Consider the following 12,447-nt stretch of genomic DNA (forward strand, 5'->3'; position numbering starts at 1 on the left):
GCGCCTTATTGTGTTTTCACAAGCACGCTGGAGCGGGAAAACTGGCGGGAGAATTGCCTGAGAGGGCCCGGCCCCATTGAAAAATGGGCGCGGTGCCGCAGGGCACATGCGAACACGGCTTCAAATAACGACCCGACACGCCGCGGGTTCTGCCGGCAGACCTTCAAAAGCCTTCGTCCACTCGCGCCGGTGCGCCAACTGGGCGCGTGACCGGAGGGTCGAAGGCTGCGGCCGTGCCGCAGCGGGAAGTTCGCGCAGTCGGCGCGTCTTTTCCTGCTGGGGGTGTCTCGCCTCATTTTGACGTCGCCATGTCTTGTACTTTCTACAAGACGCCTCGGGCGCACGCCGTATTTTCGCAACTTGCAGCCTCGTACAACTGGGCGTCAGACCGCCCGATACCGAAGCTGAAAGTTAAATTCTTTTTTACCAAAATTCCGTTACCGTCGAAGCCGACCTTGACCGAACGCGCCTATGGGCGCCGTCCCTGCCGGGCACTGACTTCGTGCGTGCAACTTGTTGCATCTCATTTTCAGGGTGAGCAACCAGACCCCGGCGCAAGTAAAATAACGGTTTATCGCTTGCGCCTGCGCAATCCGCCCGAATTCCGAACACTGCGCCGGCCGCCGCAGACTGCTGGGCAAATTATATTCAGAATGAAAGAGTTAGGCAAAATATCCCAGAAATCGGTCGCAAGCGACCAGGTCTCGATGATCGAGATCGACGACAGTGCGGCCGGACAGCGCATCGACAACTTCCTGTTACGCGTCTGTAAAGGCGTGCCGAAAAGCCATATTTACCGCATCCTGCGCAGCGGCGAGGTCCGCGTCAATAAGGGCCGGATAGACGCGCAGTACCGGCTCGAACTAGGCGATCTGGTGCGTGTGCCACCCATTCGCGTCGCCCAACTGAGCGAAACCGCCGCCCAGGCGCCGGTACCCGCCGCGCATTTCAAGATCATTTTCGAAGACGAGCATCTGCTCGTCATCGACAAACCGGCCGGCGTGGCCGTGCACGGTGGCAGCGGGGTAGCGTTCGGCGTGATCGAGCAGATGCGCGAGGCGCGTCCGCAGGCGAAATTCCTCGAATTGGTACATCGGCTGGATCGCGAGACTTCCGGCATCCTGATGCTCGCCAAGAAGCGCTCGGCGCTCGTCAATCTGCACGAGCAGATTCGCGAGAACAAGATGGATAAGCGCTACTATGCTTGCGTTCACGGTGACTGGGCGAGCGATTGGGGCCGCCGCCGCGCGGTCAAGGAGCCGCTGCACAAGTATTTGACCGCGGACGGCGAGCGCCGCGTGCGCGTGCAGCCCGACGGCCTCGCGTCGCACACGGTTTTCAACCTGATCGACCGCTGGCCGGAGTACGCGCTGCTCGAGGCGGAACTGAAGACCGGGCGTACGCATCAGATCCGTGTCCACTTGCAGCATCTGGAACTGCCGATCGTCGGCGACGCCAAATATGGCGACTTCGCGCTGAATAAGGCATTGGCGCGCGCCAATGCGAAGCCGGGCCTGAAGCGCATGTTCCTGCACGCCTACCGGTTAAAGCTCACGCACCCGGCAACCGGCGCGCCGCTGCAGTTCGAGGCGCCGTTGCCGGCCGAATGCCGCAGCTTCATCGCGCAGCTCAACGAATTACGAAATGGGTCAAACCCGGAGACGACACCGCATGGCTAGAGAGCAATTTGATCTGATCGTCTTCGACTGGGACGGGACGCTGATGGATTCGACCGCCCACATCACGCGCAGCATCCAGTCGGCTTGCCGCGATCTCGGCTTGCCGGTTCCCGCCGACGAGGCGGCGAGCTACGTCATCGGCCTCGGTTTGCGTGATGCGCTACAAATTGCCGCGCCCACGCTGGACCCATCGGACTATCCGCGGCTGGCCGAGCGTTATCGCTTCCACTATCTGGTAAAGGATCAGACCACCGAGCTATTCGCCGGTGTGCGCGAAATGCTGCAGGAATTGCGCGACCTGGGCTATCTATTGGCCGTGGCCACGGGCAAAAGCCGCGTCGGGCTGAATCGCGCGCTTGACCAGTCGCGCCTCACGAGCCTGTTCGACGGCACCCGCTGCGCCGACGAGACTTTCTCGAAGCCGCACCCGGCCATGCTGCACGAATTGACGCGTGAACTAGGGCAGGACAACGCCCGCACGGTAATGGTCGGCGATACGACGCACGATCTGCAAATGGCGATCAACGCGGGTGTCGCGGGCATCGGTGTCACATATGGGGCGCATCCTGCCGGCTCGTTGAGTGCGTTATCGCCGAAGTTCGTGGCGTCGAGCGTCAGTGTGCTGTCGGGCTGGCTGCGAGAAAACGCATGAGCGAGCAGACACCGGACGCGGCGCAGGCGGTTCGCATTTGCGCGTCGGCGGAATTGGTCGACGGCGGCGCGGGCGTGCGCCGCGGGGCGAAGCTCGGCGGAGGCGACGTCGTCGTATTTTTTGTTCGCTATGATGGCCGCGCTTACGGCTACCTGAACCGCTGCGCCCATGTGCCGATGGAGCTGGACTGGGCCGAGGGCCAGTTCTTCGAATCGTCCGGTTTATACTTGATGTGCGCTACACACGGTGCGATTTACGCGCCGGACACAGGCAAATGCGTCGGTGGTCCGTGCCGCGGCGGCAGATTGCGGCCCGTTCAGGTGGACGAACGCGATACGCCGGAAGGCCGCGCGGTTTTCTGGCTGCCTGACGGCGAACTGCGTCCGGACACCCCCTGATTTTTCTCTTCTTCGACCTTTCCACTGCACCGCATGTCCGACAATTTGACTCCCGAGCCGAAGGAACCGTCCCTGACAGGCCGCCCCCGCACGCCTGCCGATGAGCCCGGTTGGGAACGCGCGGCGCTCGAGCGCATTGCTCTTGCCGCGATCAATGAGCAGCGCGCGGCGCGGCGCTGGAAAATCTTTTTCCGCTTCGTCTTCCTCGTCGTCCTTCTGCTGGCAATATGGGCCGCCATCGACTTGTCCGGTGACAAGGTAGCTGCCACTGGCCGTCATACGGCTTTGATATCGCTTGACGGCGAGATCTCCGCTGATACGAACGCGAACGCGGAAGATATCAATACCGCGCTGCAAAGTGCGTTCGACGATGCGGGCACCGCCGGCGTGATCCTGCGCTGTAATAGTCCGGGTGGTAGTCCGGTGCAGGCGGGCATTATCTACAGCGAAATTCGTCGTTTGCGCGTCAAATATCCGTCAATTCCGCTCTACGTCGTCGTGGGCGATATGTGCGCGTCAGGCGGCTATTATGCGGCCGCGGCGGCCGACAAGATTTACGTGGACAAGGCGAGCATCGTCGGATCGATCGGCGTGCTGATGGACAGCTTCGGCTTTACCGGCCTGATGGACAAGCTGGGAATTCAGCGGCGTTTGCACACATCGGGTGAGAACAAGGGCTTTTTCGATCCGTTCTCGCCAGAAACGCCGAAGATGGACGAACACGCGCAAGACATGCTCGATCAGATTCACGCGCAATTTATCGACGCCGTTCGCCAGGGGCGCGGCAAGCGCCTTCATGAAACGCCGGATATGTTCTCAGGGCTTTTCTGGACCGGTCAAAAGAGCGTTGAGCTCGGTCTCGCCGATGGTTTCGGCGACGCGGATTACGTAGCGCGCGACCTCTTCAAGGCGCCGGATATTGTCGACTACACAGTGAAAGAGAGCATTACGGACCGCGTTGCGCGTAAATTCGGCGCGGCTGTGGGGAGCGGTGCGGTTCACGCCATGGCGCTCGGCGGGAAGCTGAATCTGCGTTGATGTGCTGATTTGTTGACGTGCTGATGTGAAAAGCCCCGCGCGATCGATGTTTTGACGATCGCGCGGGGCTTTTTTATACCTATCCCGGTTAGCCCGGATCAGACGGCCAGGATCAGAAAAATGGCGGGCCGCCTGTGCAGATCGATTGCAGGCTGTTTCTTCCAGTCGGCTACGGTGCGGCTGGCAATGGTTTCGGTTTCCAGCGTCAGATCGACCGCCACGCAGACGAGCGTGGAAGGCGCACACGTCGCCAGTAACGTATCCAGCAGCGCGCGGTTCCGGTAGGGCGTCTCAATAAAGATCTGCGTCTGCTTGCCTTTGCGTGATTGCTGTTCGAGGTCTCGCAGGCGCTTGGCTCGCTCCGTGGCATCGACCGGCAGGTAGCCGTGAAACGCAAAGCTCTGGCCGTTGAGCCCGGAAGCCATTAAGGCTAACAGAATCGAACTGGGGCCAACGAACGGCACCACTTTCACTCCCCGTTCATGCGCGCGGCGCACCAGCAGGGCGCCGGGGTCGGCGACCGCCGGACAGCCCGCTTCGGAGACGAGACCGGCGTCGGTGCCGGCGAGAAGCGGCGCGAGTAGCTTATCGATCTCCCCGGCCGGCGTGTTGACGTTCAGTTCGCGGATCTCGATTTCCTGGATCGGCCGTTCCGTGCCGACTTTCTTCAGGAACGCGCGCGTGGTTTTCGCGTTTTCGCCGATGTAATAGTGAAGCGAAGCCGCGCGGGCGCGTACCGGCGCCGGCAGAACGGCGTCCAGCGCCTCGGCGTCGCCTTCGCCGAGCGTGTTCGGAATCAGATAGAGCGTGCCGGTCATTGCGCCCCCAGAAGCGGAAAGCCCACTGCGAGCAGCATGCGCGACAGTGCGATCAACGGCAGGCCGACGAGCGCGGTGGGGTCGTCGGAATGGATGGCTTCGAGCAACGCGATGCCGAGTCCTTCGGATTTGGCGCTGCCTGCAACGTCGTACGGCGTTTCGGCCAGCAGATAGGCTTCCAGCGTGGTGTCCGGCAGATCGCGGAATTGCACGCGGGTAATTACGTCGGCGGCTTGCACTGTCCCCGAGCGAGTGTCGAATAGACACAATGCGCTATGGAATTGCACTTCGCGGCCGCGCATTGCCTGCAATTGCGCCAGCGCATTGGCGTGGGTGCCCGGTTTGCCGATTTGCAGACCGTCATAGGTCGCAACCTGATCGGAGCCGATTACGAGCGCGGCCTCGCTGGCGCCGAGTCCACCGGCAACCGCGCGAGCTTTGGCTTGCGCGAGGCGCAGAGCGGTCACTTCGGGCGTCTCGCCGGCGAGCGGCGTCTCGTCGATCGCGGGTACGACGACATCGAACGGCACACGCAGGCGTTCGAGCAGCTCGCGGCGATAAGGCGAACTCGACGCCAGGATCAGGCGTGGCGGGCGATTGAGGGAATCTGGCATGGGCAATCAACGGCTAGAGAGGCAGAACGTACGGGGTCGCGGAAAGCTTGCGCGTGTACGGGCTTAAGTGTTTGACTCGAAAAGACAAAACGGATATGATTTTGGGCTTTTCATCGGTATGCTTGCGCTAGGCGGGCCTCGGTGTGTGTCAGGCGTGCAAGCGGACTTGCAAGCGTGGCGTACAACTCGTGGGTCTTTCAGGTTGTCTCGCAAACCGGTTGTACCCCGCGGTTATACCCCGCGGTTTATACCCCGGCGAAACCCTTGCCGAAGCAGGAGCGCACATGACTCAACATCCTGGCAACCCTGCAGGTCTGTCCGACCCGCATAATCTCGATCTGTTCGAATTTGCGCGGAGCGCGCGTCAGGCCGCGGGTGTCGTGCGCGTCTCGCAACTGCCGCGCATGTTAAACGAAGTCCCGGCAGAAGCGCCAGACCGCGATACGGCGTTCACCTGGCAAGCCGAAGGGGCGACGCAGCCGGAATTGCAGGACGACGGCACCGAGGGTCCCCAGCCTTATTTGAGGATGGCGATTCACGGCGCCGCATGGCTCGAATGTCAGCGGTGCATGACACCGTACTTGCAGGCATTCAACGTCGATGCAACTTACCGGATCGTCAACACTGAGGCGGAAGCCGAAGAGTTTCCGCTCGACGAGGATGAAGTCGAAGTGATCGTGGGCTCGAACCATTTCGATCTCATCGACTTGATCGAAGAAGAGTTGCTGCTTTCCTTGCCGCTCGTGCCCAAGCATGAGGTCTGTCCCGAAGTGCACGAGAGTCTCGTCTCTGGTGTGGCCGGTACTGAAGGCGAGGGCGACGAGGGCGCACTGGATGAGGGCGGTGAGCCCGAGCGGCCGAATCCGTTTGCGGCGCTCCAGAGTCTCAAACGCGGTGAGCCGGGCGACAAGAAGCACTGAACAGTTGCATTGGAGCGCGACGCGGGCGCATTGGCCACTCGGCCAGTGGCGGACACCGAGTCGGGCTGTGTTAGAATCCGGAAAATTTTTAGGAGTTAGTCATGGCAGTTCAGCAAAACAAGAAGTCGCCGTCGAAGCGCGGCATGCACCGTTCGCACGATTTCCTGACGGCAGCGCCGCTGGCCGTGGAACCGAGCACGGGCGAAGTGCATCTGCGTCACCACGTTAGCCCGAACGGCTACTATCGTGGCAAGAAAGTTGTCAAGACGAAGAACGATTAATCGTTTCGCCGCCTGTTTCTCTGCGTGTCGCCCCTTGGCGTTTCGCGTGGCGATGGGCTCGCTTGACATTTTCCCGGCTCGGCAAAAAAGCGGCATTCAATTGCCGCTTTTTTGTGTCGATCGCAGCTGGCAATTTAGCGCCTACCGCGGTCCCATGCAGGGCGCCTGAAATTCGTCGCACTCCATGACAGTAAAGCTCACGATAGATTGCATGGGAGGCGACCACGGCCCGTCCGTGACCGTTCCCGCTGCCGTCAACTTCGTTCGTTCGCATCCCGATGCGCAGTTGCTGCTCGTCGGCATTGAAAGTGCGATTCGTGCGCAGCTGAAGAAGTTGAAGGCTCAGGACCTGCCGGCGCTGACCGTCGTACCCGCTTCCGAGATCGTCGCCATGGACGATCCGGTCGAAGTCGCGCTGCGCAAGAAAAAAGATTCCTCCATGCGCGTGGCGCTGAACCGCGTCAAGGAAGGCGAGGCGCAAGCCTGCATTTCCGCCGGCAACACCGGCGCGCTGATGGCGGTCTCGCGCTATGTGCTGAAAACGCTGTCGGGCATCGAACGCCCGGCTATCGCGTCGGCACTGCCCAATCCCAATGGCTACACGATGATGCTCGACCTGGGCGCCAACGTCGACTGTGAACCTCAGCATCTGCTGCAGTTCGCGGAGATGGGGCACGCGCTCGTGTCGGCGCTCGAGGGTAAGGAGCGGCCCACCATCGGTCTGCTCAATATCGGCGAAGAAGTCATCAAGGGCAACGACACCATCAAACGTGCCGGCGAATTGCTGCGCGCGAGTACACTTAACTTTCACGGTAACGTTGAAGGCAACGATATCTTCAAAGGCACGGTCGACGTCATCGTCTGCGACGGTTTCGTCGGCAATGTCGCGCTGAAGACGTCGGAGGGCCTCGCGCAGATGCTGTCCAACATCATCAAGGAAGAGTTTGGCCGTTCGTGGCTGACCAAGGTGATGGCGGTGCTCGCATTGCCGGTATTGATGCGCTTCAAGAAACGCGTCGATCATCGGCAATACAATGGTGCCGCGTTGCTCGGCCTGCGCGGGCTGGTGATAAAAAGCCACGGTTCGGCGGATGCCTACGCGTTTGAGTGGGCTATCAAACGCGGGTATGATGCCGTCAAAAACGGCGTGCTGGAACGCCTTGCGCGTGCGATGGAAGAGAACGCGGGTTCTCTCGAGCAGGCAGCGCGCGACGCGAGCGGTGCGGGTCACGCAAGCCCGATCGCAGGCCAGCCAGCCGAGCCCTACGCTGCGCAATCCTCGAAGGCATAATGGCTCAATCGACAATTTATTCCCGCGTGCTGGGCACCGGCAGCTACCTGCCGCCCAACCGCGTCTCCAATCAGGATCTGGCCGAACGTCTCGCCAAGCAGGGCGTCGAGACGAGCGACGAGTGGATCGTCGCCCGCACGGGCATCCATGCTCGCCACTTCGCGGAACCTGATGTCACGACCAGCGATCTGGCGTTCATCGCTTCGCAACGCGCGATCGAAGCGGCAGATATCGACCCGCAGTCCATCGATCTGATCATCGTCGCCACGTCCACGCCGGACTTCGTGTTTCCGAGCACGGCGTGCCTGTTGCAGAACAAGCTCGGCATCAAGAACCACGGCGCGGCCTTCGACGTGCAGGCCGTCTGTTCCGGTTTTGCCTATGCGGTGGCGACGGCGGACAGCTTCATTCGCAGCGGTCAGCATCGTACGGCGCTCGTGATCGGCGCGGAAACTTTCTCGCGCATTCTCGACTTCAAAGACCGCACCACCTGCGTGCTGTTCGGCGACGGCGCGGGCGCGGTGATCCTGCAGGCATCCGAAGAACCGGGCGTGCTCGCGAGCGCGCTGCACGCGGACGGCAGCCATTCGAACATTCTCTGCACGCCGGGCAACGTGAACGGCGGTGTGGTAGCCGGCAGCGCGTTTCTGCATATGGACGGACAGGCCGTGTTCAAGCTTGCCGTCAATGTGCTCGAAAAGGTCGCGGTCGAAGCGCTCGAGAAGGCCGATCTGTCGGCTGAGCAGGTCGACTGGCTGATCCCGCATCAGGCGAATATCCGCATCATGCAAAGCACCTGCCGCAAGCTCGGCTTGCCGCAGGAACGCATGGTCGTCACCGTGGGCGAGCACGGCAATACGTCGGCTGCGTCCATTCCGCTCGCATTCGACGTCGCCGTGCGCGACGGCCGCATCAAGCGCGGCCAGAACGTGCTGATCGAAGGCGTCGGCGGCGGCTTCACGTGGGGCGCGTCGGTTATCCGCTACTGATAGCGGCGACGTATGGCGAGCGCGCTTCACGGCGCTCGGCTTCGCTTGAGCGCGCTCGCCGTCAACCGGGCGCGCCACCCACATCTGACAACATCGATTTTGGGGACGATATGAAATTTGCGTTCGTTTTTCCTGGGCAAGGATCGCAGTCGGTCGGCATGCTCAACGCGTTCGCCGATCACGCGGTCGTGCGTGAGACGGTTCAGGAAGCCTCCGACGCGCTCAATCAGGACCTCGGCAAGCTGATCGCCGAAGGCCCCGCCGAAGATCTGAACCTCACCACCAACACCCAGCCTGTCATGCTGACCGCCTCCTACGCCATGTATCGCGCGTGGTTGCAGGCTGGCGGCCCGAAGCCGGCGATCGTCGCAGGCCACAGCCTGGGTGAATACACCGCGCTGGTCGCGGCGGGTGCGCTCGCGTTTCGCGATGCCGTGCCGCTCGTGCGTTTTCGCGCGCAAGCGATGCAAACGGCGGTGCCGGTCGGTGAAGGCGGTATGGCCGCGATCCTCGGCCTCGACGACGACACGGTGCGCGCGGTGTGCGCTGAGGCGTCGGTTGCGGGCGTCGTCGAAGCGGTCAATTTCAATGCGCCGGCGCAGGTCGTGATCGCGGGCCACAAGGCCGCGGTCGAAAAGGCCTGCGAAGTCGCGAAGGCTAAGGGCGCCAAGCGCGCGTTGCCGCTGCCGGTCTCGGCGCCGTTTCACTCGTCGCTGCTCAAGCCCGCGTCGGATCAATTGCGCGAGTATCTCGCGAGTGTCGACGTGCAGGTGCCTGCCATTCCGGTCATCAACAACGTGGACGTTGCCGTGGTCAACGAACCGGCCGGGATCAAGGACGCGTTGGTGCGCCAGGCTGCCGGTGCGGTGCGCTGGGTGGAAAGCGTTCAGGCCATGTCCGCTCAGGGCGTCACGCACGTGATCGAATGCGGTCCGGGCAAGGTCCTTGCGGGTTTGACCAAGCGTATCGACGGCAATCTGGTCGGCGCTTCGATCTTCGATCCGGCTTCGCTCGAAGAGACGCTCAAACTCGTGACGGCTGGCTGAGCACTGCGCCGCGCGTGCCTTGCGCTGACAGCACGCGCTGCGCGAGAGCGTCAGATCATCGCATCAAGAATCAATCAGCCCTCCGAAGGGCATCCGGACTGACAGATGGAAAAGACTCTCGACAAGCAGATCGCAATCGTGACCGGCGCTTCGCGCGGTATTGGCCGGGCGATCGCCATGGAACTGGCGCGCCAGGGCGCGACGGTAATCGGCACGGCGACCAGCGAAAGCGGCGCAGCCGCAATCAGCGAAGCGTTTAACGCCGCCGGCGTGAACGGCCGTGGCGCGGTGCTCAACGTGAACGACGCGGCTGCGGCGGAAGCGCTGATCGACGGCACGGTGAAGGAATTCGGCGCGCTGCACGTACTGGTGAATAACGCCGGCATCACGCAGGACCAACTTGCCATGCGCATGAAGGACGACGATTGGGACGCGGTGATCGACACCAACCTCAAGTCGGTGTTCCGGCTGTCGCGCGCGGTGCTGCGTCCCATGATGAAGGCGAAGGGCGGCCGCATCATCAACATCACGTCGGTGGTCGGCTCGGCCGGCAACCCGGGGCAAGTCAACTACGCCGCCGCGAAAGCGGGCGTGGCGGGCATGACGCGTGCGCTCGCACGCGAGATCGGCAGCCGCGGCATCACGGTGAATTGTGTCGCGCCGGGCTTTATCGATACCGACATGACCAAGACGTTGCCGGAAGAGCAGCAAACGGCGCTGAAGACGCAGATTCCGCTGGGCCGTCTCGGCAGCCCGGAAGATATTGCGCACGCCGTGGCGTTTCTGGCGTCGCCACATGCGGGCTATATCACCGGCACGACATTGCATGTAAACGGTGGGATGTACATGTCGTAACCAAATTCGGTTACTATCCGCGCCTTGATGCGTTTGTAAATGCGTAAGGCGCATGCCTTGACAGCCACCCGATGCGCCGCTTTTTTGCCGGGTCAAACCTGATAAAATGCGCGCACCTGTATTTTTGAACTTCTTTTCCCTTGGAGGGGTAATGGACAATATCGAACAGCGCGTCAAGAAGATCGTCGCAGAACAACTGGGCGTTGCAGAAGCTGAGATCAAGAACGAAGCTTCGTTCGTGAACGACCTCGGCGCCGACTCGCTCGACACCGTTGAACTCGTGATGGCCCTCGAAGACGAGTTCGGCATGGAAATTCCGGATGAAGAAGCCGAGAAGATCACCACCGTTCAGCAAGCGATCGACTACGCTCGCGCGAACGTCAAGGCCTAAGGTCATTCGCGCCCGCGTTTCTGCGTTGGCGGCGTATGACGCCCTGCCGTGTCGGTTGCCGACGCCAGCAGGGTTGGCGCTTTTTGCCACGCGTTTTGCCAAGCAGGAGCGAGCGATGTTGACTGCGCAATTTTTCGCGCGATTGCCGAGTTAAACAGCCACAGGGCATACAGGGCAGGTTCCTGTGGCCGCTGTGGCTTTTGCTTTTGTCATCTATGAAAAAGGGGTTACCGTGAGCCGCCGTCGTGTTGTTGTTACAGGCCTGGGGCTGATTTCGCCTGTTGGCAATAATGTTGCCGACGGCTGGGCCAATCTGGTCGCCGGCAAGTCGGGTATTGCCAATATCACGAAGTTCGATGCGTCGAACTTTTCGACTCGTTTTGCCGGCGAGGTGAAGGGCTTCAATATCGAGGACTACATCCCCGGTAAGGAAGCGCGCCACATGGATACGTTTATCCATTACGGCGTGGCTGCAGGCATCCAGGCGATGCAGGACAGCGGCCTCGAAGTCACCGACGAGAATTCGGAGCGTATCGGTGTAGTGGTCGGTTCGGGCATCGGCGGTTTGCCGATGATCGAAGTGACGCAAACCGAACTGCTCAATCGCGGCCCACGCCGTATTTCGCCGTTCTTCGTGCCGGCGTCGATCATCAACATGATTTCCGGCCACCTGTCGATCAAATTCGGCATCAAGGGACCGAATCTGGCTATCGTCACGGCCTGTACCACGGGCCTGCACTGTATCGGCGAGGCTTCGCGCCTGATCGAATACGGTGACGCCGACGTGATGATCGCCGGCGGCGCGGAATCGACTGTGTCGCCGCTCGGTGTCGGCGGCTTTGCGGCGGCGCGTGCGCTGTCGCAGCGCAATGACGATCCGGCAACGGCGAGCCGTCCGTGGGACAAGGATCGTGACGGATTCGTGCTGGGCGAGGGTGCCGGCGTCATGGTGCTCGAAGAGTACGAGCACGCGAAGGCACGCGGCGCGAAGATTTACGCCGAAGTCAGCGGCTATGGGATGAGCGGCGACGCTTATCACATGACCGCGCCGCTGGAAGACGGCGACGGCGCTCGCCGCTGCATGCTGGCCGCAATGAAGAACGCGGGTGTCAATGCCGACCAGGTGAATTACCTGAACGCGCACGGCACGTCCACTCCGCTCGGCGATCTGGCCGAAACCACCGGCATCAAGCGCGCTTTCGGCGATCACGCCAAAAACATGGTCGTGAATTCGACCAAGTCGATGACGGGGCACCTGCTGGGTGGCGCCGGCGGTCTGGAGTCGGTGTTCACCGTGCTGGCCGTGCATCATCAGGTGTCGCCGCCGACCATCAACATCTTCAACCAGGATCCGGCCTGCGATCTGGATTACTGCGCTAATACCGCGCGGGAAATGAAGATCGACGTCGCGCTGAAGAACTCGTTTGGGTTCGGCGGCACGAACGGCACGCTGGTCTTCAAGCGCGCCTGATCGC

The 12,447-nt window shown here is 61.7% G+C and carries 14 protein-coding genes; 12 read left to right on the forward strand and 2 right to left on the reverse strand.

Features of this window, described 5'->3' with window-relative positions:
- The first annotated feature begins 653 nt into the window (after nt 1–653).
- Genes BLW71_RS00410 through BLW71_RS00425 form a run of 4 tightly spaced genes read left to right on the forward strand, consistent with a single transcriptional unit; the run spans nt 654 to nt 3,767 of the window.
- Complete coding sequence (locus tag BLW71_RS00410) at nt 654–1,679, forward strand: RluA family pseudouridine synthase (protein WP_091792550.1); 1,026 nt, start codon at nt 654–656, stop codon at nt 1,677–1,679.
- Complete coding sequence (locus tag BLW71_RS00415; protein WP_091792551.1) at nt 1,672–2,331, forward strand: HAD-IA family hydrolase; 660 nt, start codon at nt 1,672–1,674, stop codon at nt 2,329–2,331. Before BLW71_RS00410 ends, BLW71_RS00415 begins: the two co-directional genes overlap by 8 nt.
- Nucleotides 2,328–2,729 (forward strand): Rieske (2Fe-2S) protein, encoded by a 402-nt coding sequence (locus BLW71_RS00420; protein WP_091792552.1) that lies wholly within the window; start codon nt 2,328–2,330, stop codon nt 2,727–2,729. The genes BLW71_RS00415 and BLW71_RS00420 overlap by 4 nt, the downstream gene beginning before the upstream one ends.
- 33 nt (nt 2,730–2,762) lie before the next feature.
- Nucleotides 2,763–3,767, forward strand: coding sequence for a S49 family peptidase (locus BLW71_RS00425; protein WP_091792553.1), 1,005 nt, complete (start codon nt 2,763–2,765; stop codon nt 3,765–3,767).
- A 98-nt stretch (nt 3,768–3,865) separates the two neighbouring features.
- On the opposite strand, the gene BLW71_RS00430 is transcribed toward BLW71_RS00425, so the two are convergent.
- Both BLW71_RS00430 and BLW71_RS00435 read right to left on the reverse strand, forming a co-directional pair.
- Entirely contained in the window at nt 3,866–4,585 is a 720-nt protein-coding gene (locus tag BLW71_RS00430) for an SAM-dependent methyltransferase (protein WP_091792554.1), read from the reverse strand.
- Entirely contained in the window at nt 4,582–5,199 is a 618-nt protein-coding gene (locus tag BLW71_RS00435) for a Maf-like protein (RefSeq protein WP_091792555.1), read from the reverse strand. The genes BLW71_RS00430 and BLW71_RS00435 overlap by 4 nt, the downstream gene beginning before the upstream one ends.
- A 284-nt stretch (nt 5,200–5,483) precedes the next feature.
- Between BLW71_RS00435 and BLW71_RS00440 the strand changes: the two genes are divergently transcribed.
- The 8 genes from BLW71_RS00440 (at nt 5,484) to fabF (ending at nt 12,443) form a co-directional block, all read left to right on the forward strand.
- Entirely contained in the window at nt 5,484–6,119 is a 636-nt protein-coding gene (locus BLW71_RS00440) for a DUF177 domain-containing protein (RefSeq protein ID WP_091792556.1), read from the forward strand.
- 101 nt (nt 6,120–6,220) lie between these two features.
- Nucleotides 6,221–6,400 (forward strand): 50S ribosomal protein L32, encoded by a 180-nt coding sequence (gene rpmF, locus BLW71_RS00445; protein ID WP_006051932.1) that lies wholly within the window; start codon nt 6,221–6,223, stop codon nt 6,398–6,400.
- Between the two features lie 184 nt (nt 6,401–6,584).
- The gene (gene plsX, locus BLW71_RS00455) at nt 6,585–7,691 is read left to right on the forward strand and encodes a phosphate acyltransferase PlsX (protein ID WP_091792558.1); all 1,107 of its coding nucleotides are present in this window, start codon (nt 6,585–6,587) and stop codon (nt 7,689–7,691) included.
- The gene (locus BLW71_RS00460; RefSeq protein ID WP_091792559.1) at nt 7,691–8,680 is read left to right on the forward strand and encodes a beta-ketoacyl-ACP synthase III; all 990 of its coding nucleotides are present in this window, start codon (nt 7,691–7,693) and stop codon (nt 8,678–8,680) included. The genes plsX and BLW71_RS00460 overlap by 1 nt, the downstream gene beginning before the upstream one ends.
- A gap of 110 nt (nt 8,681–8,790) precedes the next feature.
- Nucleotides 8,791–9,726, forward strand: coding sequence for an ACP S-malonyltransferase (gene fabD, locus BLW71_RS00465; RefSeq protein ID WP_091792560.1), 936 nt, complete (start codon nt 8,791–8,793; stop codon nt 9,724–9,726).
- Nucleotides 9,727–9,831: 105 nt separating this feature from the next.
- Nucleotides 9,832–10,581: a 3-oxoacyl-ACP reductase FabG gene (gene fabG / locus BLW71_RS00470; RefSeq protein ID WP_091792561.1), complete on the forward strand. Its 750-nt coding sequence runs from the start codon at nt 9,832–9,834 to the stop codon at nt 10,579–10,581.
- Between the two features lie 151 nt (nt 10,582–10,732).
- The gene (gene acpP / locus BLW71_RS00475; RefSeq protein ID WP_004197638.1) at nt 10,733–10,972 is read left to right on the forward strand and encodes an acyl carrier protein; all 240 of its coding nucleotides are present in this window, start codon (nt 10,733–10,735) and stop codon (nt 10,970–10,972) included.
- 232 nt (nt 10,973–11,204) lie between these two features.
- Nucleotides 11,205–12,443 (forward strand): beta-ketoacyl-ACP synthase II, encoded by a 1,239-nt coding sequence (gene fabF, locus BLW71_RS00480; RefSeq protein WP_091800181.1) that lies wholly within the window; start codon nt 11,205–11,207, stop codon nt 12,441–12,443.
- The last annotated feature ends 4 nt before the right edge of the window (nt 12,444–12,447 follow it).

The organism is Burkholderia sp. WP9, from assembly GCF_900104795.1.
Classification (GTDB): domain Bacteria; phylum Pseudomonadota; class Gammaproteobacteria; order Burkholderiales; family Burkholderiaceae; genus Paraburkholderia.

What these genes read in the sequence shown, in the direction of transcription:
- acpP (WP_004197638.1), top strand. Translation starts at nt 10,733, where the DNA reads ATGGACAATATCGAACAGCGCGTCAAGAAGATCGTCGCAGAACAACTG.
- BLW71_RS00440 (WP_091792556.1), top strand. Translation starts at nt 5,484, where the DNA reads ATGACTCAACATCCTGGCAACCCTGCAGGTCTGTCCGACCCGCATAAT.
- BLW71_RS00435 (WP_091792555.1), bottom strand. Translation starts at nt 5,199, where the DNA reads ATGCCAGATTCCCTCAATCGCCCGCCACGCCTGATCCTGGCGTCGAGT.
- fabG (WP_091792561.1), top strand. Translation starts at nt 9,832, where the DNA reads ATGGAAAAGACTCTCGACAAGCAGATCGCAATCGTGACCGGCGCTTCG.
- BLW71_RS00415 (WP_091792551.1), top strand. Translation starts at nt 1,672, where the DNA reads ATGGCTAGAGAGCAATTTGATCTGATCGTCTTCGACTGGGACGGGACG.
- BLW71_RS00420 (WP_091792552.1), top strand. Translation starts at nt 2,328, where the DNA reads ATGAGCGAGCAGACACCGGACGCGGCGCAGGCGGTTCGCATTTGCGCG.
- BLW71_RS00410 (WP_091792550.1), top strand. Translation starts at nt 654, where the DNA reads ATGAAAGAGTTAGGCAAAATATCCCAGAAATCGGTCGCAAGCGACCAG.
- rpmF (WP_006051932.1), top strand. Translation starts at nt 6,221, where the DNA reads ATGGCAGTTCAGCAAAACAAGAAGTCGCCGTCGAAGCGCGGCATGCAC.
- fabD (WP_091792560.1), top strand. Translation starts at nt 8,791, where the DNA reads ATGAAATTTGCGTTCGTTTTTCCTGGGCAAGGATCGCAGTCGGTCGGC.
- plsX (WP_091792558.1), top strand. Translation starts at nt 6,585, where the DNA reads ATGACAGTAAAGCTCACGATAGATTGCATGGGAGGCGACCACGGCCCG.
- BLW71_RS00425 (WP_091792553.1), top strand. Translation starts at nt 2,763, where the DNA reads ATGTCCGACAATTTGACTCCCGAGCCGAAGGAACCGTCCCTGACAGGC.
- BLW71_RS00460 (WP_091792559.1), top strand. Translation starts at nt 7,691, where the DNA reads ATGGCTCAATCGACAATTTATTCCCGCGTGCTGGGCACCGGCAGCTAC.
- BLW71_RS00430 (WP_091792554.1), bottom strand. Translation starts at nt 4,585, where the DNA reads ATGACCGGCACGCTCTATCTGATTCCGAACACGCTCGGCGAAGGCGAC.